We start from the raw sequence: 23,902 nt of genomic DNA, 5'->3' as shown, positions 1-23,902 counted from the left end.
AACGCTCTAATTAACAGTTGATGTTTGTTTTTGGTGCGTCATTAAAGGTAATCATTTTTAATTCTGTATATAAAAATATAAAAAAGTGATAATGTATTTTCTTGTTATCAATACCTTAGCCTCAATTGCTTAAGTTGGCATGAGAGTTGCTTTTCTATGGGGTAACAACCAACATGCACTTCGCAAGTGCAATAAAATATGTTAAATGGAGCAAAGAGCATGTCAAATAAGGTTCTTGAACTAATCAAAGAAACTAGTGCTAAATGGGTTGATTTTCGCTTTACCGATACAAAAGGTAAAGAGCAACATATTACGTATCCATCTGATTCAATTGATGAAGATAACTTTGAAGATGGTAAAATGTTCGATGGTTCTTCAATTGCTGGCTGGAAAGGCATTGAAGCATCAGACATGATTTTACGCCCAGATGCAAATAGTGCTTTTATTGATCCATTCTTTGCTGAAACAACGGTTGTTGTGACTTGTGATGTGATTGAGCCGGTAACTGGACAAGGTTACGAGCGTGATCCACGTTCTATCGCTCGCCGTGCAGAAGAGTATTTGAAATCTACAGGCATTGGTGATACTGCATTTTTTGGCCCAGAACCAGAATTTTTCGTATTTGATGAAGTGAAATGGGACATTGATATGTCTGGCGCACGCCACACTTTAATCGCTGAAGAAGCTGCATGGTCTACAGGTAAAGACTATGATGCAGGCAACTCAGGTCACCGTCCACGTGTGAAAGGTGGTTATTTCCCTGTACCGCCAGTAGACTCTCATCATGATATGCGTGCAGAAATGTGTGCAAAAATTGAAGATATCATGGGTCCTGGTCGTGTAGAAGTACATCACCATGAAGTTGCATCTTGCCAATTAGAAATTGGTGTAAGCTTTAACACGATGGTAAGTAAGGCAGATGAAGTACAACAATTCAAATATGTTGTACACAACGTTGCACATCAATATGCAAAAACAGCAACGTTTATGCCTAAACCAATGGTTGGTGATAACGGTTCTGGTATGCATGTACACATGTCTATTGCTAAAGATGGCAAGAACTTGTTTGCTGGTGATGAATATGCAGGTTTGTCAGAAATGGCGCTGTACTTCATTGGTGGTGTAATTAAACATGCGCGTGCATTAAATGCATTGACTAACCCATCAACTAACTCGTACAAGCGTTTAGTACCACATTATGAAGCGCCAATTATGTTGGCTTATTCTGCACGTAACCGTTCTGCATCTATTCGTATTCCTCATGTGTCTAGCCCGAAAGGCAAGCGTATTGAAGCGCGTTTCCCAGATCCAGCGGCTAACCCGTACTTAGCATTTGCTGCACTGCTTATGGCTGGTCTAGATGGTGTACAAAATAAAATTCATCCAGGCGACCCTGCAGACAAGAACTTATATGATCTTCCTCCTGAAGAAGAAGCAAAAATCCCAACAGTGGCGCACAGCCTAGATATGGCTCTTGAAGCTCTCAAAGCAGATCATGACTTCTTGCTAAAAGGTGGCGTGTTCACTAAAGACATGTTAGATGCTTACATTGAACTTAAAACAGAAGATGTACGTCGTTTAAATACAACAACACATCCTGTTGAATTTGATATGTATTACAGCGTTTAATTTTTGTTATAAAGAAAGCTCACTTCGGTGGGCTTTTTTTTATGCGTGTATATTGAGTATGTGTTCAATATCTTAATATTTTTAATAAAAATGCTATACTCTTGAAATAGAACGGATTGATAAAATTGTGAGTGATACATGCTAGAAAAAGATGAACTTCTGAAATTAGAGAACCAACTTTGTTTTGCTGTGTATTCTGCCAATTTATCGTTTAATCAGACGTATCGTAAGCTTTTGCAGCCCTTGGGTCTGACATATTCACAGTATTTGGTTATGTTGGTGTTGTGGGAAAAGCCACATGCAACGGTTTCAGATATTGGTAAAAGATTGTTTTTAGAGTCTTCTACATTAACACCGATGTTAAAACGTTTAGAGGTGCTTGGTTTTATTGCACGCAAACGCTCTTTACATGATGAGCGACAAGTGATTATTACTCTCACGCCACAAGGTCAAGATTTGAAGGCGCTTGCAGAAAGTATTCCTGAAAAAATTCAGTGTGAAAGTGAATATACGTTACAAACGATATTAGATATTAAACATCAACTCAATGATTTACGTGATAGGTTAAATAAGCAAGTTTAGATTTATTGCACATGACTTATTGACATGAAATATATATCGTGTACGATAAAGTTGTAAGATAATTAAATTTTGGAGCACATAATATGTCATTAGAAAAAGTTGTTTATACTGCAAAAGCTGTAGCTACTGGTGGTCGTGATGGACGAGCAACCTCAGATAACGGCGCTTTAGATGTAAAACTTGGCGTACCTAAAGAAATGGGTGGTGCAGGTGGTAATGATGTGACTAACCCAGAACAATTATTTGCAGCGGGTTATTCAGCATGTTTCTTGGGTGCAATGAAGTTTGTAGCAGGCCGTGATAAGCTAAATATTTCTAAAAATGTGTCAGTTGCTGGTGAAGTGGGTATTGGCCCAACAGACACAGGCTTTGCAATTCAAGTGACATTAAATGTCTCACTGCCAGATATGGACGAAGAAGAAGCAACCAAATTGGTTCAAGCGGCTCATATTGTATGTCCATATTCAAATGCAACACGTGGCAATATTGATGTAACGTTGAATGTCACAACTTAATTTTTAAAAATTATGTATAAAAATGCTCACATTTCGTGGGCATTTTTATTATTTGTTTTTAAAATATTAGAATCTAAGTACTTTGTTTTAAATGGTGTGATCAGCAAAAAGAAAAATAGGGTAAAATAAATGGTGGTTTAAGTGGTTTCTTATCAATTATAGTGGTGATGTATGTTCAAAAGTGCTCAAGTCATTTTAGCATCTGACCCCAATCAAATCCCAGATGTTCTACATGCGTGGCTGTATGCCGAAGGTTCACTGACTGTACAATTAAGGCAGTTATCGAATGGTAAATTTAGCGTTGTACCCACTAAAGAAAAATTTGAGCGACCCAAAAGACAATATAATCAATGGTTAAATACACCACTGCATCATACTGCGTGGGTGCGTGAAGTGCTGTTATATGGGGCAGAGCAAATACCATGGGTTAAGGCCACCAGTATTTTTCCCATTCTAAGTATACAAAAGCAAGCCCGTATTTTTAAGTCGCTAGGATGTAAGCCGATTGGTTGGTTTCTATTTCAAAGAACTCAGCCCATATGCAAACGCCGTATACTAAAACTTGATGAAGGCTGGACACGGCAAAGCTGTTATACATGGCATGGATGTCAATTTATCGTGCAAGAAACTTTTCTTGCATCATTTGAACAATATTTATATCAAAAGCAATAAAAAGGTCTGTAATGACAATATCACAACAGTATTTGAAGCAAAAACTGTCTGCATATTATCGGTTATGTCGTTTTGATAAACCGATTGGCACAGAGCTTGTGTTATGGCCAACTTTATGGGCACTTTGGGTTGCATCCAATGGTTTACCAGATACCAAAATATTATTGGTGATGATTCTAGGTGCAATTTTTATGCGTGCCGCAGGGTGTGTAATTAACGACTTTGCAGACCGTAAAGTTGATTTACATGTTGAGCGAACGAAGCATCGGCCTTTAACTGCGGGTGAGATTTCCTCAAAAGAAGCTCTAATTGTGTTTTTTATACTGATTGGGGTGAGTGCAAGCTTATTATTTTTTCTTCCAATAGCAACATTTTATTGTGCATTTGGGGCTTTGTTTCTCGCTTGTATTTATCCATTTATGAAGCGTTATACACATTTGCCACAAGTAGTTTTGGGTGCTGCATTTTCATGGGCAATTCCTATGGCATTTACTGCTGTTGGTCGTCCTATAGATTTCACTTGCGTATTGTTATACATGGGTAACCTCGCATGGACGGTGGCTTATGATACTCAGTACGCCATCACAGACCGAGAAGACGATTTGAAAATAGGTGTAAAGTCTACCGCAATTCTTTTCGGTCGTTTTGATATTTTGGCGATCGTTATTTTGCAATGTTCGAGTGTGTTATTGGTTGCTTGGGCAATGTATAGAGATGATATACTGCATCCTTATGGTACGATTGCTTTAAGTGTGGTGCTGGTTGATTTCTTTTATCAGTGGCTAAATATACGGCATAGAAATCCTCAGCAGTGTTTTAAAATGTTTTTGCATAATCGCTGGGTTGGTGTCATTATTTTTATAGGCATATTTTTTAGTTTGTTATAGTTCGTGCGTCAATCTTGTGGAGATCTGTAGAAAATGAGTCAAGACCAGCGTCAAATCAATAAAAAGCGATGGGTTATTTTTGGTGTGGCCTTACTTTTACCTATACTCTTGGTGCTGTTGTTGTTTGTTGCTGCTTCTCAAGATGCAAAAATGAAAAAGCAGTACGAGGAGCAGCGAGTCGCATATGCTGAAAAATATCAGCAAACAGAAAGTGAGCAACTGATTGCATCTGACCCTGAAGCAAGCACTTCGCCTAAAAAGCCTTAAATATAATCTATAAACCGCCATATTGGCGGTTTTTTTATTAAGACAACAGGTCTTTTCTGAGTTGTGTAGTCGATGGAATAGAGGTATAGCGAAACACACGGTAGCCTGCTTGATTAAGCATGTAATCTCTAAATCGATCTTCTTCTTGTTTGTTGTTATGGCTTGGATCATCAAGTTCAATAATTGCCACCACATGCATATTTTTGGTGGTAATTACAAAATCAGTGACTTTTCTATTAAATTGATTTCGAAATTTATAATCTTCGGTTGTGATGAGTGCGCTAAAAGCCACTTGTGTCAGTATATGATGATGTGGAAAGGCTTGATGTAAACGTATAAACATACGTGTTTCAAATTTAGTGATGATCGGGCGTGAAAAGTAGTGCTGGCGCTGTTTAAAAAAGATGAGCCATATTATATAAATAGCAATAATAGACACACTAATAAAAAGAATGTAGGTGTATTCTGGCATAGGAAGATCATTACTAAATAGTCATAAAAAAACCCACTCTGTTATTGAGTGGGTTTTAGAATTTGGCTCTCCAACCTGGGCTCGAACCAGGGACCTGCGGATTAACAGTCCGTCGCTCTACCGACTGAGCTATTGGAGAATCTGAAACGGATTGTAGAGATTAGGCACTATGCAGTCAAGTATGATTGCAAAAAAAATGTCATAAATACTATTGTTTGCTTTAAAAATGATCTTTTATGCATTTTTTTATATGACTTAAGCTTTTCCTAATTTTATTAGCATACGTTTACTGTGGTTTAGTAAAGATGTGCATAAGATATATTATTCTTTTTTACATGAAAGACATGATTCATTCATGAATATAGTGAATACTGTGCGCTCAAAAGGAATCCATAATTGTATTTGTACTGATAAAAGCAATGCGCTATTTAAAAATGAAGGTTGTGCTATGTCTAGAAAAATAAAAGCCATTGTATGGCTCATTGTGGCTGTGGTCATTGGTGTGGGGGCTTATTTTTATTTTAAGATGCAACCGTCTAAAGATAACAATCCTAATATGAAAATGAATAGAGACACGCCTGTGCAAGTGGGTGTAGTGTCTTCTCAAGATGTACCTGTACAACTAAGTGCTTTAGGAACAGTCGTGGCAGATAAAACGGTGACCGTGACCAGCCGTATTACAGGGCATTTACAAGAGGTTTATTTTCAAGAAGGGCAATATGTTAAACAAGGACAATTGTTGGCGCAAATTGATGTAAAACCTTATCAAGCCACTTTAGAACAATATCAAGGGAGCTTATCAGAGAGTCAAGCACAGCTTAAAAATGCACAACTCACGCTTGCACGCTATCAGCGTTTATATGAAAAAGATTCCATTGCGAAACAAGATTTAGATACACAAACTGCAACAACAACACAATACCAAGGTGCAGTAAAGTCTGCGCAAGGTCAAATTAAAACAGCCACTTTAAATATTCAATACGGGCGAATTACTGCACCTATTTCTGGCTATATTGGGCTTAGAAAAATAGATGTAGGTAATGCAGTTACCGCAGACAGTACAAGTATTGCAGTAATTACTCAAATGCAACCAATGGCTGTGACGTTTAATATTCCACAAACTAATATTTCTAATATTATTCAACCGTTAAGACAAGGTCATGCATTAAGTGTAGATGCATTTGATCAGTCGGGTGCACAACATATTGCACAAGGCCAAGTTAAGGTGATTAGTAATGAAATTGATAGCACGACAGGAACAGTCATGCTAAAAGCGATATTCGATAATCAAAACAATGCTTTGTTTCCAAATCAGTTTGTCAATATTAAGTTAAAAGTAAATACACTAAAAGATGCTTTGATTGTACCGAGTGCCGCAGTACAAGTTGGTACGAGTGGAAAATATGTATTTGTGATCGATGAACAATCTACAGCACACAAAATCACAGTGACAACAGCAACTGAAACGGCAGACAATCAAGTGGTTGTATTAAGTGGTTTAAAAGTGGGGCAAAAAGTTGTGACCAGTGGTGGAGGGTCATTAGGTAACGGTAGTAAAGTGAAGATCGTTACTCCTGAAAAAGTTGATGTAAGCGTATTAGATGCCGCAAAACAACACGATCATAATAAACGCCCACGTTGATGAGTAAAGCCGTATGAATCCATCTCGTATTTTTATTGAGCGACCTGTTGCGACATTATTACTTATGATTGCAGTGGTGCTCACAGGTATTTTGGGTTATAAAAGTTTATCTATTTCTGCTTTGCCTGAAGTAGATTACCCTGTAATACAAGTGACCACCTTATTTCCTGGGGCAGGGCCTGAAGTGATGACCAGTGGAGTGACCGCACCACTAGAGCGTCAATTGGGTCAAATGGCAGGCTTAAGTCAGATGTATTCCACCAGTTCGGGTGGAGCTTCAGTCATTACTTTGAAGTTTAGCCTAAATACATCCTTAGATGTGGCTGAACAAGAAGTGCAAGCGGCGATTAATGTGGCAGACTCACTGCTACCTAGTGGTTTACCCAATAAGCCAAGTTATAAGAAAGTAAATCCTGCGGATACAGCAATTGTCACTTTAGCGGCAACCTCTGAAACATTGCCTTTAACGCAAGTGCAAGATTTACTAAATAACCGTGTTGCACTCAAGTTGTCACAAATTTCTGGGGTAGGATTGGTGACACTTGCGGGTGGGCAACAAACAGCGGTACGTATTAAAGCCAATCCAATGTTATTAGCACAGCATGGTTTGGCACTGAGTAATATTTTAACGGCAGTTGAAGCATCTAATGTGAATGGATCTAAAGGGGGCTTTGACGGCCCTAGCCAATCCATTACGATTGAAACCAATGATCAGTTACGTAGTGCTGAAGAATATAAAAATCTGATTTTAAAATATAACAATGGTAGTGCAATTTATTTAAAAGATGTTGCCGAGGTTGAGCAGGAGCCACAAGACTTATATCAAAGTGCTTCTGCAAATGGTAAGCCTGCAATTATTGTAAATGTTCAAAGACAACCAGGTACAAATGTTGTTGCGATTGTCGATAGTATTCGCCAGCAATTGCCTGCGTTACAAGCCAGCTTACCTGCATCTGTTCAATTAAATGTATTATCTGACCGAACACAAACGATTCGAGCATCAATTCATGATGTGCAGTTTGAGTTAGTACTTGCCATGTGTTTAGTGGTGATGGTGTCTTTCTTATTTTTAAGAACATTTGCTGCGACATTTATTCCAAGTATTACTGTGCCATTGTCAATTATTGGTACATTTGGTGTGATGTATTTGGCAGGCTTTTCTCTCAATAATTTAACACTTATGGCATTAACCATTGCAACAGGTTTTGTGATTGATGATGCTATTGTAGTGGTTGAAAATATACAACGCCATATTGAGCGTGGTGATTCACCCATGCAAGCCGCACTGAAAGGATCAAAAGAAATTGGTTTTACAATTATTTCACTCACCATTTCTTTAATTGCTGTACTCATTCCTTTGCTGTTTATGGGGGATGTTATTGGGCGTTTATTTAGAGAGTTTTCGATTACGCTTGCGGTATCTATTTTAGTATCTATGATTGTGTCATTGACACTTACACCGATGCTCAGTGCTTATTTACTCAAAAATATTCCAGAGAATGAGCATAATCGTATTGCCCAAGCTTTTGGTCGAGGTTTTGAGAAACTACTACATGGCTATGAGCGTTGTTTACAGTGGGTATTAGCCCATCAGGGCTTTACATTATTGGTTGCTGTTGCGACTTTGTTTTTAACTGTGGCTCTATATGTATTTATTCCAAAAGGTTTTTTTCCTGCACAAGACACAGGCTTAATTCAAGCTACAACAATTGCGCCACAAGATATTTCATTTGCAGAAATGTCACACAGGCAACAAGTTTTAGTCGATGTTTTGCGTAAAGACCCTGCAGTAGATGCTATTTCGTCTGTGGTGGGTGTAGATGCAAGTAATAACAGCACACTTAATGCAGGTCGTTTACAAATTAGTTTGAAGGATTTTTCTGAGCGTGAGAGTGCAGATATTGTTATTGCTCGTTTAAAACACGATGCAGAGCAAGTGGCAGGCATTTCGCTATATGCAATTAAAAATCAAGATTTAAGTGTTGATGATCAGGTCACACCAAGCCAATACCAATTTAGTTTAGATGCATCAGACCAAAAAGATTTAGAAGTATGGACACCAAAAATGTTGCATGCCATGCAAGAGAGTCCAATTTTTCGTGATGTGACAGAAAACTTACAAAATCAAGCCAAAGTTGCCTATGTTAATATTAATCGGGTAGAGGCGAGTCGATATGGTTTAACTGCAACAGATATAGACAATGCTTTATACAATGCATTTGGACAGCGCCTCATTTCAACCATTTATACGCAAGCTAACCAGTACCGTGTTGTGCTAGAGGTGAATGAACAGTATAAAAAAGACATGTCTGCATTTTCAAATATTTATCTAGCCAATGCTAATAGTTCAACAACGACTACGACTTCAACGACAAGCACAACAGCAAACCCTGCGATGGTGCCTTTAAGTAGTCTAGTGAGTATTTCTGAGCGTACTGGCTATTTAAATTATACGCGTATAGACCAAACACCAGCAGTGACATTCTCATTTAATTTGTCTTCTGGTTATACGTTGGAAGATGCCAATCAAGCGCTAGCGCAGATTCAGTCTGATATACAGCTTCCACATACAGTAGATTTCAAAGCACAAGGTGCATTGCTTGCATATACGTCTACTGGTTCAAATACATTATGGCTGATTTTAGCTGCTGTCGTGACCATGTATATTGTACTAGGTATTTTATATGAAAGTTGGATTCACCCAATCACGGTATTGTCTACTTTGCCATCGGCTGCGATAGGTGCATTACTTGCGCTCCGCTTGAGTGGTACCGAATTTTCTTTAATTGCGCTGATTGGTATTATTTTGTTGATTGGTATTGTGAAAAAGAATGCCATTATGCTGATTGATTTTGCAATTGAAGAAAAAGCCCAAGGTAAATCAGCCAATGATGCTATTTACCAAGCGTGTATTTTACGATTTAGACCCATTTTAATGACCACTTGTGCAGCATTGTTGGGAGCTATTCCTCTCATGTTTGCAGCAGGATCTGGCGCTGAGTTACGTCAGCCTTTAGGATTAGTGATTGTTGGTGGTTTGATTTTTAGTCAACTATTAACCCTGTTTACCACACCTGTGATTTATTTGGCTTTTGAACGCTTAGTTACGCCTCGTAAAAAAAATCTGTCTTTGGAGCGTTAATATGAACTTTTCCAAGGTTTTTATTTTACGCCCCATAGCAACATGGCTACTGAGTATTGCGATTACGCTGCTTGGTGCCTTGGCTTTTTATTTGATGCCAGTTGCACCCATGCCTAAAGTTGAAATTCCAACAATTATCGTTCAAGCCAGTTTGGCAGGTGCGAGTCCAGAAACCATGGCTGCCACTGTAGCAACGCCGTTAGAGCGGGCAATGGGGCAAATTGCAGGTGTGACTGAGTTAACGTCAAGTAGCGGTCAAGGCTCTACCAATGTGATCATTCAGTTTGATCTGAGTAAAGATATTAATAATGCAGCAAGAGAGGTACAAGCTGCAATAAACTCTGCGCGTAGCTTATTACCAAGCAGTATGAAAACTTTACCAACGTATAAAAAAGCCAATCCGTCAGATGCGCCAATTGTCATTTTATCACTGACATCAACACATTTAAGTAGAGGGCAGTTATATGATTTTGCCTCAAGTAAGCTACAGCAAAAAATAGCACAAATACAAGGAGTTGGTCAGGTATCTATTCGAGGGAGTGCATTACCTGCTGTACGTGTTGGGCTAGAGCCTAAAAAATTAGAAAGTTATGGCATTTCTTTAGATACTGTCCGTAGCGCCATTAATAATTCTACGACCAACAGCCCAAGAGGGTTATTAAGCAATGATCATCAAACATTATGGATTGATGCCAATGGGCAGTTAACCAAAGCTGCAGACTATCAAAATGTTGTGGTGGCATACCGTAATGGAACAGCAGTCTATTTAAAAGATGTCGCTTCTGTGGTTGACTCTACACAAGATATTTATGCCGCAGGATATTTAAATAATGAACCTGCTGTGATGATTTCAGTCACACGTCAAGCCAATGCCAATATGTTACAGACCATAGAAGCTTTAAAAGCAGAAATGCCTGTGCTCAACAGCATGTTGCCGAGTGACACAACGCTGACTTTTACGATAGACCGTTCACCGCTGACTCGTAGTGCTTTACATGATACAGAAAAGACACTGGTGGTTGCTATTTTACTGGTGATTGCGGTGGTATTTTTATTTTTACGTAACCCTCGTGCGTTAATTATTCCTGCAATTGCGCTGCCAATTTCGATTATAAGTACATTTTCAGCCATGTATGTATTGGGCTACACTTTAGATTCACTGTCTATGTTGGCCTTAATTATTGCAACGGGGTTTGTTGTTGATGATGCCATTGTAGTACTTGAAAATATTAGTCGCCATTTAGAAGAGGGCAAAGCGCCTTTACAAGCGGCTTTAGATGGTAGTCGAGAAATTGGTTTTACTGTCGTGTCTATGACGGCTTCTTTAATCGCAGTATTTATTCCTTTATTGCTTATGGGCGGGATTTTAGGGCGATTGTTCCGAGAGTTTGCAGTGACGCTGTCGGTATCGTTATTATTTTCTTTACTGGTATCACTCACATTGACACCAATGTTGTGTGCTAAGTTGCTCAAATCTACACCAGAAAATAAAAGCGACGGTTGGTTCTATGGCAGTATAGAGCGTTGTTTAGGTGGCTTGCATCATGCTTATATGCGCAGTTTAGCGGTGATCATGCGTCATAAAAAGCTGACCATGCTCAGTCTGCTACTGACGGTTATTGGTAATGTATATTTATATACCGCTGTAGAAAAAGGTTTTTTCCCAGATCAAGATACAGGTATTTTAATGGGCATGGTACGTGCCGATCAAAATATTAGCTATCAAGCTTTCGAACCCAAGCTTAAAACGATAGCTGCTCATTTAATGAAAGACCCTAATATTGAATATGTGATGTCTTCAACAGGCGGGAGTGGTTTTGGTGCACGTAATACAGGGACTTTCTTTATTCGCTTAAAAGATTTGAGTGAGCGAAAAGAGTCTGCAATGCAAATCGCTAACCGTTTAACCATGAGCACTAAAAATATGGCAGGTGTATCTTTGTTTTTAATGCCAGCACAAGATTTGCGTTTAGGTGGACGTAGTGCAAATGCAACGTATCAATATAGTTTACAGTCAGATGATTTAACCGAGCTTAGAACGTGGAGTTCAACAGTGTATGCTGCACTGAAAGGCTTGCCTCAACTGACCAGTGTAGATAGCGATGCGCAAACAGGTGGCCAAGAAGTGCGTGTGGTGATTGATCGGGCTGCTGCACTTCGCTATGGGTTGCATATTGAAGACATTGATACCTTTTTAAATAATGCATTTAGTCAGAGGCAAATTGCAACACAATATAAAATGTTAAATCAATATTATACGATTATTGGTTTAGCAGAGCAGTACACTCAAGACCCACAAATTTTAAATCAGTTACATGTGTTAAATAGCAATAATCAAGCCATTCCTGTGTCTGCATTTGCACATTTAGAGTATGCCAATACAGCCCTGTCTGTTGCACACCAAGATCAAATGGCGACAACGACCATTGCCTTTAATTTGGCTGATGGCGTGTCTTTGCAACAGGCGCAGCAAGCGATTGATGAAACCGTGACACGTATTGGTTTACCAAGCAATATCCATGGCAGTTTACAAGGGACAGCGAAATTATATGCGGCTTTGGCACAAAATATTCCTTGGTTAATTTTATGCGCTTTAGTGACGATTTATATTTTACTTGGTGTGTTGTATGAAAGCTGGATACATCCATTAACCATTTTGTCTACATTGCCTTCTGCAGGGGTTGGCGCACTTATTTTACTACTACTGACTAAAACTCAATTTACAGTCATTGCAATGATTGGGGTATTACTACTCATTGGTATTGTGAAAAAAAATGCCATTTTAATGGTGGATTTTGCACTAGAAGCAGAGCGAAAACAGCATCAATCTCCAGAGCAATCTATTGTAGAAGCATGTGCTAAACGGTTTAGACCTATTTTAATGACAACTTTAGCCGCTTTTTGTGGTGCATTACCTTTGATTTTAGAAACGGGAGGAAATGCAGAAATACATCGCCCGTTAGGTTATGCAATTTGTGGTGGCTTGGTGGTCAGTCAAATTTTAACGCTGTATACCACCCCTGTGATTTATGTGTATTTAGATCGCTTTGCAACGTGGGTGAAAAGCCGTTGGGTGGCATGGTATCAGCCTTCGGTGAAAGATCATTCTCATAGGCATTAATATGTTAAAAAATAAAATTATTCAGTCATTATGTGTATTATTTCCAATATATGCGCTTACAGGGTGTATGGTTGGGCCAATCTATCAAACGCCTAAAATGACCATGCCTACGCAGTTTAAAGCATTGGCTGGTTGGAAAGTGGCTGAGCCGAAAGATACTGAAGCACGTGGTGCGTGGTGGGAAGTGTATCAAGATCCGATCTTGAACCAATTAGAGCAACAAGTACAAATTTCAAATCAAAATGTTGCGCAATATGTTGCAAAATATCAACAAGCCGCAGCTTTGGTGTCATCTTCTCGAAGTGGCCTATTTCCTACAGTAACGGCAACACCAAGTGTAACACGTGCAGAAAAGGCATCGAGCAGTAGTTCTAGTGACCGAGTGAGCAATAGTTATACAGCCAGTATAGGTGCCTCTTGGGAGCTTGATCTATGGGGGAAATTACGCCGTCAAGTTGATGAAAATAAGGCTAGTGCGGTAGCGAGTCAAGCTGATCTTGCCAATGCAACGCTGAGTGCGCAGTCTACTTTGGCACAAAGCTATTTTGCATTGCGTATACTCGATCAACGCATTGATTTATACGATTATACAATTAGTATTTATGAAAAATATTGCCGTATTTTGGCTGAAAAATATAAAGAGGGGATTATTGCAAAATCCGATCTTACACAAGCAGAACAGTCTTTATATAGTGCACAAGCATCTAAACAAGATTTGTCATGGCAACGTGCGCAGTACGAGCATGCGATCGCTGTACTCATTGGTAAAGCTCCAGCAACATTTGATTTAGCAAAACAAGTACATTTAAAACTGTATGTACCAGAAGTACCTCATACTGTACCGAGTGAGTTATTAGAGCGTCGTCCAGATATTGCAGCTTCAGAGCGCCGTGTTGCTGCAGCCAATGAGGCGATTGGTATCGCAATTGCGGGGTATTTTCCGAGTTTAAGTTTATCTAGCAGTATGGGTTCAAGTTCAAGTCATTTTTCACAACTTTTTTCTGCGAGTACTGCTATTTGGTCACTTGGTGCATCGGCTTCACAAACACTATTTGATTTTGGCGCAAATAAAGCCAAAGTTGTTTCTTCTCGTGCAGCATATGACGAAACTGTAGCGAGTTACAAACAAACCGTATTAGATGCCATGCAAGCCGTAGAAGATAGTCTTGTAAAATCAAGTAGTTTAAAACTGCAATTACAGGCACAACAAAAAGCACTGCAAGCTTCGACTGAGTCAGCTCGAATTTATCGTAATCAGTATGATGAAGGATTGATTGACTATGCAAATGTAGCAACGACTGAAGCGACACGTTTAACCAGCCAACAAAGCATTTTGCAAACACAATCTACTCAATTACAAAATAGCGTGGCTTTAATTGTTGCATTAGGTGGTGGTTGGCATACGGCACAGTAAATAACAAAACCATGAGTTAAAGGTATTTAAAGTGAAAACAAATAGTGCTTAAACTATTTGTTTTCATTGATTGAGTGCTTGAGGCTTTATATTTAAAATTATTTATTTTTTAATCGTATATAAGCGAGTATTAAAAATAATATACCTGTAAGACTTAAGAAAATAAGTTTAGGTAAAATAATGAGTGTTGGTACACCCATTTGATTGAGTTGTACAAACATTTGAATGGCATGTGTTGAAGGAAGGCATAAGCTTAGCCATTGTAATGGGAGTGGCATAGATTGTAATGGCCATGAAGTACCACTTAAAAGAAATAGAACAATAGACGTAGGTACAAGTACATGCCCCACGCGTTCAGGCATATCAAAAAAAGTGGCCACGAACATGCTTAAACTGACAATACAGCCAATAAAAATAGGCACTGCAAGAAGCATTCCCCAAAAGTTCCCTCCCCTTGGGTAGTCATATAACCAAAATATGAAACCAAAGAGATATAGGCATGCTAAACACCCAATGGTGAAAATAGAGGCAAAAAACCCAAAAAACTCCTTTGACTTAGGTCGCCATACCAATTTTTCACGATAGCCGGCAATGAGCATACCAACACCAAGTAAGATTGTTTGGTGAACAATTAAAGGAGCAACGGAAGGGAAAATATAACTACCATAGCCTGAAAGTGGGTTAAAGAGCGGAATTTGGTGAATTGGTAGTTTTGGGTGAAAGTGGCTGACCTTACCAAAACGTTCTAGATGATTTTGTATAACATACTCTAAAGAGCTCGCCAAACCCGAAGCAATTTGTTTGACACGAATTAAGTAAGCTGAACTGATGTAAAGCCCGACCCCTGTATTTTTAGGGTCTGCGAGAAGGTCAGATGAAAGATGTTCAGGGAGTAACAAAATAGCATCAGCTTTTTGTGTTTGAACTTGCTGCTGTGCTTCAAGAAAGTTAGATGTGACGTGAGCGATACGAATATTCGGATTCGATTGAATGGTATTTATAATTTGATGACTTAATGCACTCTGATCTTGATCGACAATAATAATAGGTAAGTCTTCCGCTTGTTGTGCTTTATAAGCTGTAGGATAGAAAAAACCATACAATATTGCACCCAATACAAGCGTAGTAAAAACAGCAGAAAAGCGTTTAATATCTTTAAATGTTTTTAAAAAATAAAAAAAGAATGATTTCATGTTTCAACCTGCTTGCTTAATTTTTTTAAGCAGAAGAATGAAATCACATAGCCTATAAGACAAAAAAGAAAAAGTAAGCACAAAGAGGGTAGAGAAATATAGATAGGACTCCCAACCACCCATTGTTCTGTTTGTAGTTTTACATAAGGTGTATACGGAATAAGGTTGGACCAAAATTGCGTAAAAAGAGGTGCATTGTTTAATGGAAGTGTAATACCAGCAAAACTTAAAGATGAGCCACCATAAATTGCAATAAGACCAAAAGTGCGGGTTAAATCTTTGAGAGCAAGCGTTACAGCCGTAATAATGAGTGCATAACTGAAGTAAAGCAGAAATAGACCAACACAGAGCAGTAGGCTACTTCCTGCAATAAACCAACCACGAATGATAGTTAACCAAAATAGCCATAAAAGTGACCACCCAAATAAAATAATGCTATGTACCAAACACTTTGCAAAAATAGCCTCACTGAATGAAGTGTTATCTAGCCATGTATGAACAGTATTAAATTTCATTTCTTGACCGACAGAAAATGCAATAGAACAACAAATAATAAGATGTAACAATGCAGGAATAAGAAAAGGTTCGAGAAACAACTCATAGTTAAGTGTAGGGTTGAATAACGGTGATACATTAATATGGGGTGTAGAAATATCTAAATAAGGGATATTGTTTTGAAAATGGTTCTTGGCTAAAAAGTCGGCCGTTGCCTCTGCAGTAGATTTGAGCATGGCTGATGAAATGGTATTTCCTATACTAAAAAAAGATTGGTTATATGCAATCGCAATTTGAGCATCTTGGCCTTGTACAAGGCGTTTTTGGGCACCACTAGGAATAATAACGTATCCCCAAATTTGGGTTTCATTTAACTTTCTTTCTGCATGACTTTGGTCGTTCGTTTCGAGTTGTATATATAGTGAATGATTTAATGCCAAATAGTCTGTAATCTTTGCACTCAGTTGACTTTGGTCTTGGTCAATTACTGTAATAGGAAGATGCTCAGGTTTACCTTCCAGAAGCATACTACCGAAAATAATAATAATCAGTAATGGCGCAAGGGTGAGCATAGAAAGATCCCATTTATGTGTTTTTAAATAGTGAAGCTCTCTCCATATTGCTTGTAGCATTAGTGTTCCTCTTGTACTTTAAAAATAACACTCATGCCTTCTTTTATAGGAATACTGCGATCTTCAGGTGTTAAATGCAGTTTGAAACTACGAATATCGTATCCTCCTGTTTGGCGAGTTGTTTTCACTGTAGCAAAGTTACCTTGAGGATCTATATTTTTAATTTTAAATGTCATATTTCGGTTTAGAGCGGGTACATAGCTTTCAATATTACTTTTTTGATATATCGTTGAATATTGATCTTCTCGAATATTTAAACTGACCCATAGGTGGTCTGTATCTACAATATCGATGACAGGCACACCTGTAGCCACCAATTCAGATGGGTTGCCATAAATGTTAGCAACGGTACCAGAAATTGGAGCAAGGAGTTGGGTTTCAGATTCCAAAGATTTTACTTCATTGACAGCAGCTTGAGCGATTTCAACTTGTGCATCTGCCATAGATTTCTGTTCATTGGTACTGCCATCTTTTGCACGTTTGTATTGCTGGTAAGCAGCTTCTGTCATTTGTGTAGAAGATTGCTGAGCTGCGAACATTTCATCGCGCCGTTGTCTAGAGACTACACCTTCTTTATATAAGTTTTCACCGCGTTGATACGTTGTTTGGGCAAGTTGTTGTTGCGCACGTAAACTTTGCCAATTTGCATATAAACTTGCAATATTTTCCTCACGTGCTCCACGGTTTGTTGTTGATTGAAGCGCTAAAGCAGATTGTAAGGAGGCAAGAGATTGTTGTTTTTTTGCATCAATTTCAGGACTATGTAAGCGAACGAGAGGTTGTCCTTTTTGAACAACTTGTCCTTCCGAGACGTAAATTTCATCAATACGACTAATGAGTTTTGTACTTATATGTATGACTTCTGCCTGCACTCGTCCTTGAATAGAAACTGTTTCAGGTTGATAGCTTTTCCACAGACCAAAGCCAATCAGCCCTAAAGTACAAAGTATAATAAGAATGAGAATGAAAATTTTTAAACCTTTTTTAGTTGGTCTAGTGGAATGATTTGTCTTCATTTCTGATGTATGGTCAGTCGAATCATTCTTCTCGTAGTGTTGTTCGCTCATGAAGTTCTCTTACATACATTAATGAATAAATACGGTATTCGATTGGTTAAGATATTGAGGAAATTGCTGAATTGAACCATTGGCCTGTAAAAGCGTGGCCAGTGCTAAAATATACTTGTAAGCATTCATTGCAGATTCGGCTTGCATCGCATAATAAATATTTTCAGCATCAACAACTTGTGTTGCAGTCCCCATATTTTCTTTAAAAGAAAGCGATTGAATACGCAGATTTTCTTGAGCTGCCTGCATATTTTCTTCTATTAAACGTTGAGTATGTTGCGCACTTTCCATGGTGGTATATGCTTTAAAAATAAGGTTTTGCAATTCTTGCTTTGTTCGTTCTGTTGCAAGACTGCTTGCATCTCGCTGTAATTCGGCAGCTTGTACTTGTTTTTTATGATCTATCCCTGAAAAGAGATTGTAACGTGCTGCAATTCCAACAACCCAGTTTTCTTTGTGATCTATTACGTACTCGCCAAATGCATAGATACTTGGTTTTTGCGATGCACGTTGAATTTTAATATTTTGCTCGGCAAGTTGAGTATCCATTTTCATCTTTCGAAGTAATGTAGATTTATGATCAATTTGGTTGTATATCTCTGTAAGTGGTTGACTCATCGAACGGTTAATAAATAATGCAGTTGTTAAATTTAAATCTTGTGGCATGTGTAGTAATTGTTGTAGTACATACTTACTCTGTTTGAGCTGAATTTGTAAGCCATCTAGTGTTCTAAGCGCATTATTGTAGGCAACCTCAAATTGCATACGCTGTCCTTTGCTAATAAATCCTTGTTGTTCTAATTTTATGGCATTATTGACGTGTGTTTGCATCGCATTTGTATTGAACTGTGCAATTTCAACTAATTTCTTTTGTAATTGAACATTAAAATAATTTTGAATGACTTCAAAGCGCTGGTTATCTTCTTGTTGTTGAACAGTGATTTCACCCCGTGAAGCCTGTAAAGCAGCAAGGTTTTTAGTGCTTGTAATCAAGCCACCCGTGTAAAGGGGCATAATGACAGAAACTGTAGGACGAATGTCATGATCTTTCACTACAATATTGGTTTGGTCTGGAATCAGATTTTGAATACCATCAGAAATATTTTGATCTGCTGCTTGGCTGATCTGACCAATAACGTCTGAATTAATGCCAAGTTGGTTGCCGACTGTTGAAATTTGGCTATTTAAGTTTTGTGAAACACTTTGGTTAATATTATTTTTAAGTGTGGTTAGCGGTACACTCTGTTCAGCACGAAAAGCATAGGCACGTACATTTAAGCTCACACTTGGTAGACCTGCGTGTTTTACAGCGTCAGCATTTAATTGTGAAGCATGTTGTAAGTTTTGACTTGCTTGTGTGGTATAGCTTAATTGTAGTGTTTGTTTTTCAGCTTGTGCGTAGCTAAGATCATAGGCAAAACCATGAGATAAATAGGTTAGTCCAGCCACTAATATAAAGTATTTAGGAAGATTAAAACGAAGATTGAATGTATTAATTACCATCGGTTTTAAAAAATGAAAATTTTGCATATTATCTTGAATTTTGTTTATTATTTCAGTGCGATTATATTTAAAATAGTATGTAGATATCTTGAAGTCAATATATAAAATATTTGTATTTATTAGACGCTGTAATGAAATTGTTTATTATATTAAGTATTTGAATAAGTTATTTATTTAGTTAATATTTGGTTATCATCATAATTTAGAATAGTTTAATTTTTATATTATACAAGTATATATTGAGTAAAATAGTGGATTTGCCAAGTTGGTTATGTAAAGCATCTTGGCAGTTCCAATGACTAACAGGCTTTTAATTGTTGATATAGATTACCTGTTATTGTAGGGTGCTCAAAATACTTTGTGCCTTATTGATTAGCGCAGTATTTTGTTGTTTTTGTGCAGTTTGAAGTACGACAGTCCAAAGCTGTTTTTTTGCATTTATATCTGAAGTTAGACTTGCTGCACGTTGAGCAAGCGCTTGTGCCTGACTCAAATTATTTTTACGTAAAGCCACTTGTGCCAGTAGGGCATAACTATCACTGTTTTGTGGTGCAATACGCTGTGCTTGCAATGCTAAGTGTTCTGCACGATCTATTTGCTGCTGTTTAAAAGCTTGTTGTGCTTGATTCATAAGATTTTGCACAGCAGGTGGTTGATTACTGTTTTGATTCGTTGAATTTTTAATTTGTACAGGTCTAGGTGGTGGTTGTTTCGTAGGAACAACTACAGTTGTGCCTTGGGGCGGTTGTATAATAGGTGGGGGTAAAACTTCTTTTTTAATTTCACCTGTAGGGTATGGGGTAATCACTACACCGTTTTCTGTGACTGGTTGATTTGATTGGGGGGCAGGTTGAGGGCTAGGTGTGGGTTGGAATACCGGTTTTGTCTGTTGTTTTGGAAGCTGGCTACAACCTGCAATTGCAACGACAAGTAGCTGACTGATCAGAAGCGTACGTTTCATGTGTTATTGTTCTCCAATAGCTTTAAAGTCAAGCACGAGACTTTTCCCGTGCTTGACCCTATTCTAGTTTCGTGTAATGTCAATTAAATGTTCTATTGGGTCTGAAGTACTCTCGGGGTCAGATGCGCTTGGACTCTCTGCGGGTACTTCGTAGTTTGGTACAGCACAAGAAATGGCTTGGCTTGGTACTTTTTGAGCCAACAGTGGAATATACATTGCACCAGGGCAACCTTGTGCAGACAAATACCCAGTTGTACTGTCAATCCATTGCCACTGTACGCCATCTGGCTGTTTAATATTTACAGGTTGTTGAGGCAGTTGCTTCATTACACTTGTCCACACGGGCAGTGCACCAGAAGACCCTGTAAGACCTGTAATTTTGTTGTTGTCTAAGCCTAACCAAACAACAGTAACATAGTTACCAGAGTAGCCTGCAAACCATGAGTCACGTGTGTCATTGGTTGTGCCTGATTTACCTGCAAGGTTCAGCGAGCTTGGTAAACTTCTGTAGGCTGCTTGCCCTGTACCTGAGCGTATGACCTCTTGTAAGCCATAGTTTAAAATATAGGCAACATCTGGGTCGATTGTTTGTTGTACTTCTAAGCCATATCGCTCAAGTACTTTTCCATTGTGATCAATCACCGCACGAATTGCTTTGGTCGGATATTTAAAGCCACCTGTTGCAAAGTTACTATAAACACTGAGCACTTCCATTGGAGACATATTTACCGCACCTAAAAAGGCAGATGGGTAAGGTTGAATGTCACTGGTCACACCAAATTTACGCAAATTATTAATAAATGCAGGTACACCAAAATTTTGACCCATATTAACGGCAGCTAAGTTATATGAGTGTTCAAGTGCTTGCACCATTGGTACCATGCCGTGTTCACCACCACTATAATTCTTAGGTGTCCATGTTTTACCACCACTTGTAACGCTAATCATTTTATCTGGAATCAGTGTTGCCCAGTTATATTCTCCAGATTCAATTGCATTGATATAAATCGCAGGTTTAAGTAAAGAGCCAACTTGTCTTTTTGCATCTAATGCGCGGTTAAAGCCTGTAAAATCTTCTGATGATCCAACAACCGCAACTAACTCACCATTTTCTGGACGCTGAATTAGAACAGCACCTTGTAAGTTATTAAGAGCTCGTGGATTACGTTTGACTAAGGCATCAACACTTTGTTTAAACTGACTCTCCACTTTGGTTTGCGCAACGGGGTCTAAGGTAGTGAAAATACGTAGGCCTTGATTGGTTAGATCATTGTCTTGATATTCTGCACGAAGCTGACGTCTTACAATGTCCATAAAGTCAGGGAAACGAGTTGGCCCCATTGATGGTTTGTCAATAACACCTAGCGGGCGTGCGATTTCTTGTTCATATTGGGCTTGGGTCAGTGTACCCATAACCAACATATTATTAAGGACTAAGTTACGGCGCTCTTTGGCACGTTCAGGGTTACGCCAAGGATTATAGAAAGAAGGTCCTTGGACTAAACCGACTAAAAATGCTTGTTGAGAAATATTTAGCTCATTGAGTGGTAAGCCAAAGTAAAATTGTGAGGCGAGGCCATAACCATTAATTGAGTAATTGCCATTTTGACCTAAATGAACTTCATTTAAATAAGTTTCTAAAATTTCATTTTTACTGTAATGCATTTCCAGTAGTACAGCCATGAATGCTTCATTAATTTTACGTTTGTAGGTCTGTTCTGGAGATAAAAAGAAATTTTTAATCAGCTGTTGAGTAAGGGTAGATCCACCTTGTCTGCGTCCGCCAGTAATATTACTAAAAATTGCACGCGCTGTACCACGTACAGATATACCATGGTGGCTATAAAAATCGCGGTCTTCTGTGGCGATCAGTGCATCAACCAGTGGTTTAGGTACGGTAGCCAGTTTAATGAGTACACGGTCTTCATTATGCTGAGGATAAATCCCACCAATAAGTAAGGGTTCTAAGCGGGTAATTCCTGTGTCTGATGGGTGTGTAGTTTGTACATTCAAAATTTGGTCTTGTGCAAAAGTTAAGTCAAGTATTTGCTCAACTTCTTCACTATCGCCAAAATTGAAGCCACGGGTATGTACTTCGACATGGTTGCCATTGACGACAAAGGTACCTGGATTATTTCTGCTATTTGCTTGTTTATAGCCAAGCATATTCAGCTCTTGTAAAAAATTACTTTCACTGATAGGGGCTTGATTGTAAATTTCCAAAGGTCGTGCATATACTTTGGCAGGAATATCCCAACGTTGTCCTTCAAATTTTGAACGTATAACACCGTCTAAGCGAACTAAATAGATACTTAGGGCAATAAACCCAACCACAAAACAGATCGTAAAGATCAATAGAAAAACACCTAAACCACGTTGCGACTTCATAAAAGATGATAAGCTATCTGAAAATAAACTAGACAATCATGCGAACCTTTTCTTAAATTTGCAATAATTATTGTTATAACGATACAAAAACACTGCGTTTTTTCCTAAAATCTATGTGTTATTGTTGATGCCTCATGCGATGGAGAACCTACAATGGTGGAAAAATTTTCTAAATCATTTCATCATATTGGTTTGATTGGGCGACCAGATAAGTCTTCTGTGGTCACAACACTATGTTTGATTTATGATCATTTACTGGGACTGGGCCTCAAACCTATTTTTGAGCAAGAAACTGCAGCGCTTATGCCTTTTAAGCCAGTCGCTAGTCTACACAAAGACCATATGGGTGAGCATGTTGACTTTGTCATTGTGGTTGGTGGAGATGGGACGTTACTCCATGCAGCACGTTCATTGGTTAAATATAATACGCCAGTGGTGGGTATTAACCGTGGTCGTTTGGGTTTTTTGACTGATATTAATCCAGCAGAAGTGATTACAAAATTAGATCAAGTGTTGCAAGGTGAGTTTTTACTTGATCGACGCTTTTTATTAGAGCTTGAAATCCGAAAATGTAATGGGCATGTGTATTATAAAGCACTTGCTTTAAACGATATTGTACTGCACTCAGGTAAATCTGTGCATATGGTCGATTTTAAGCTAGAAATAGATGAAAAATTTGTCTATAGACAGCACAGCGATGGTTTAATTGTAGCCACGCCTACAGGCTCTACAGCCTATGCTTTGTCTGGTGGTGGGCCAATTATTCACCCGAGTATGGATGCGATTGCATTGGTACCGATGCATCCACATACATTGTCTTCTCGCCCGATTATTGTTGGCGGCCAAAGCGAGATTGTGATTACTGCACAAAAAAATCGCTGGCAACCTATGGTAAGTGCAGATGGCCAAGAAAGTATCTCTTTGTCTGATGATGATTTATTATGTATTCGAAAATATCCGCATAAGCTAAACTTACTTCATCCGCCAGGCTATGATTTTTACATGTCTTGTCGAACAAAGTTGGGTTGGAATCAAGATTTTGAAGGTTTGAATGAGGAAGGACACTCATGAATTTAAGTGCCATGTTAGACGTGCTTGACGAACATATTGTTGAGCGATTAAAAACAGCCGTGGAAATTGGTAAATGGCCTAATGGTATTGCCTTAACTGCAGAGCAAAAACAAATCTGTATGCACGCTGTGATGGCATGGGAGCATACCCATTTACCTGCACAGCAACGTACAGGTTATATTGAAAAACCAAAGTCGGCAGACCATAGTCATACAAATGATGATTCACCGATTCGTTTTGTTTAATACT

The 23,902-nt window shown here is 38.5% G+C and carries 19 protein-coding genes and 1 tRNA gene; 12 read left to right on the top strand and 8 right to left on the bottom strand.

Going from position 1 to position 23,902, the window contains the following annotated elements; genetic code table 11:
• The first annotated feature begins 219 nt into the window (after positions 1–219).
• From glnA to BLS38_RS09635, 6 genes are all read left to right on the top strand, one after another.
• Complete coding sequence (gene glnA, locus BLS38_RS09660; RefSeq protein WP_092749020.1) at positions 220–1,629, top strand: type I glutamate--ammonia ligase; 1,410 nt, start codon at positions 220–222, stop codon at positions 1,627–1,629.
• A 138-nt stretch (positions 1,630–1,767) separates the two neighbouring features.
• Positions 1,768–2,211 (top strand): MarR family winged helix-turn-helix transcriptional regulator, encoded by a 444-nt coding sequence (locus BLS38_RS09655; RefSeq protein WP_092749018.1) that lies wholly within the window; start codon positions 1,768–1,770, stop codon positions 2,209–2,211.
• A gap of 83 nt (positions 2,212–2,294) precedes the next feature.
• Positions 2,295–2,726 (top strand): organic hydroperoxide resistance protein, encoded by a 432-nt coding sequence (locus BLS38_RS09650; RefSeq protein ID WP_092749016.1) that lies wholly within the window; start codon positions 2,295–2,297, stop codon positions 2,724–2,726.
• A 171-nt stretch (positions 2,727–2,897) separates the two neighbouring features.
• Positions 2,898–3,398, top strand: a complete 501-nt coding sequence (locus tag BLS38_RS09645) for a chorismate--pyruvate lyase family protein (RefSeq protein WP_092749014.1) — start codon at positions 2,898–2,900, stop codon at positions 3,396–3,398.
• 11 nt (positions 3,399–3,409) lie between these two features.
• Positions 3,410–4,285 carry a 4-hydroxybenzoate octaprenyltransferase gene (gene ubiA / locus BLS38_RS09640; RefSeq protein WP_092749012.1) on the top strand — a complete coding sequence of 292 codons (876 nt, stop codon included), beginning with the start codon at positions 3,410–3,412 and terminating at the stop codon, positions 4,283–4,285.
• 33 nt (positions 4,286–4,318) lie between these two features.
• Positions 4,319–4,552, top strand: coding sequence for a hypothetical protein (locus tag BLS38_RS09635; protein ID WP_092749010.1), 234 nt, complete (start codon positions 4,319–4,321; stop codon positions 4,550–4,552).
• Positions 4,553–4,589: 37 nt separating this feature from the next.
• On the opposite strand, the gene BLS38_RS09630 is transcribed toward BLS38_RS09635, so the two are convergent.
• Both BLS38_RS09630 and BLS38_RS09625 read right to left on the bottom strand, forming a co-directional pair.
• Positions 4,590–5,024: a DUF2726 domain-containing protein gene (locus tag BLS38_RS09630; protein WP_092749008.1), complete on the bottom strand. Its 435-nt coding sequence runs from the start codon at positions 5,022–5,024 to the stop codon at positions 4,590–4,592.
• 63 nt (positions 5,025–5,087) lie between these two features.
• Positions 5,088–5,163 (bottom strand) — tRNA-Asn (locus BLS38_RS09625).
• Positions 5,164–5,472: 309 nt separating this feature from the next.
• Between BLS38_RS09625 and BLS38_RS09620 the strand changes: the two genes are divergently transcribed.
• Genes BLS38_RS09620 through BLS38_RS09605 form a run of 4 tightly spaced genes read left to right on the top strand, consistent with a single transcriptional unit; the run spans position 5,473 to position 14,343 of the window.
• Positions 5,473–6,666, top strand: a complete 1,194-nt coding sequence (locus tag BLS38_RS09620; RefSeq protein ID WP_092749103.1) for an efflux RND transporter periplasmic adaptor subunit — start codon at positions 5,473–5,475, stop codon at positions 6,664–6,666.
• Between the two features lie 13 nt (positions 6,667–6,679).
• Positions 6,680–9,808 carry an efflux RND transporter permease subunit gene (locus BLS38_RS09615; RefSeq protein WP_092749006.1) on the top strand — a complete coding sequence of 1,043 codons (3,129 nt, stop codon included), beginning with the start codon at positions 6,680–6,682 and terminating at the stop codon, positions 9,806–9,808.
• A gap of 1 nt (position 9,809) precedes the next feature.
• A complete protein-coding gene (locus BLS38_RS09610; RefSeq protein WP_092749004.1) occupies positions 9,810–12,929 on the top strand; it encodes an efflux RND transporter permease subunit in 3,120 nt (1,039 codons plus the stop codon).
• Position 12,930: 1 nt separating this feature from the next.
• The gene (locus BLS38_RS09605) at positions 12,931–14,343 is read left to right on the top strand and encodes an efflux transporter outer membrane subunit (RefSeq protein ID WP_092749002.1); all 1,413 of its coding nucleotides are present in this window, start codon (positions 12,931–12,933) and stop codon (positions 14,341–14,343) included.
• Between the two features lie 98 nt (positions 14,344–14,441).
• Here the strand turns inward: BLS38_RS09605 and BLS38_RS09600 are convergent, their stop codons facing one another.
• The 6 genes from BLS38_RS09600 to mrcB all read right to left on the bottom strand — a co-directional run bounded on the left by BLS38_RS09600 (position 14,442) and on the right by mrcB (position 22,582).
• Complete coding sequence (locus BLS38_RS09600) at positions 14,442–15,536, bottom strand: ABC transporter permease (RefSeq protein ID WP_092749000.1); 1,095 nt, start codon at positions 15,534–15,536, stop codon at positions 14,442–14,444.
• Positions 15,533–16,663 carry an ABC transporter permease gene (locus tag BLS38_RS09595; protein WP_092748998.1) on the bottom strand — a complete coding sequence of 377 codons (1,131 nt, stop codon included), beginning with the start codon at positions 16,661–16,663 and terminating at the stop codon, positions 15,533–15,535. Before BLS38_RS09595 ends, BLS38_RS09600 begins: the two co-directional genes overlap by 4 nt.
• On the bottom strand, positions 16,663–17,730 hold the full coding sequence (locus BLS38_RS09590) for an HlyD family secretion protein (RefSeq protein ID WP_092748996.1): 1,068 nt from the start codon (positions 17,728–17,730) through the stop codon (positions 16,663–16,665). The genes BLS38_RS09595 and BLS38_RS09590 overlap by 1 nt, the downstream gene beginning before the upstream one ends.
• 18 nt (positions 17,731–17,748) lie before the next feature.
• Positions 17,749–19,233, bottom strand: coding sequence for a TolC family protein (locus BLS38_RS09585; protein WP_092749101.1), 1,485 nt, complete (start codon positions 19,231–19,233; stop codon positions 17,749–17,751).
• 334 nt (positions 19,234–19,567) lie between these two features.
• Positions 19,568–20,194 (bottom strand): hypothetical protein, encoded by a 627-nt coding sequence (locus BLS38_RS09580; protein ID WP_092748994.1) that lies wholly within the window; start codon positions 20,192–20,194, stop codon positions 19,568–19,570.
• 63 nt (positions 20,195–20,257) lie between these two features.
• Entirely contained in the window at positions 20,258–22,582 is a 2,325-nt protein-coding gene (mrcB, locus tag BLS38_RS09575; RefSeq protein WP_092749099.1) for a penicillin-binding protein 1B, read from the bottom strand.
• 153 nt (positions 22,583–22,735) lie between these two features.
• Between mrcB and BLS38_RS09570 the strand changes: the two genes are divergently transcribed.
• Both BLS38_RS09570 and BLS38_RS09565 read left to right on the top strand, forming a co-directional pair.
• Positions 22,736–23,653 carry an NAD(+) kinase gene (locus BLS38_RS09570; RefSeq protein ID WP_092748992.1) on the top strand — a complete coding sequence of 306 codons (918 nt, stop codon included), beginning with the start codon at positions 22,736–22,738 and terminating at the stop codon, positions 23,651–23,653.
• Complete coding sequence (locus BLS38_RS09565; RefSeq protein WP_092748990.1) at positions 23,650–23,898, top strand: YeaC family protein; 249 nt, start codon at positions 23,650–23,652, stop codon at positions 23,896–23,898. The genes BLS38_RS09570 and BLS38_RS09565 overlap by 4 nt, the downstream gene beginning before the upstream one ends.
• Positions 23,899–23,902: the final 4 nt, after the last annotated feature.

This window comes from Acinetobacter boissieri, assembly GCF_900096955.1.
In the GTDB taxonomy this organism is placed as follows: Bacteria; Pseudomonadota; Gammaproteobacteria; order Pseudomonadales; family Moraxellaceae; genus Acinetobacter; species Acinetobacter boissieri.
The sequence above is the reverse complement of the archived record's forward strand: the minus strand, read 5'-3'. Positions and strand labels throughout refer to the sequence as shown.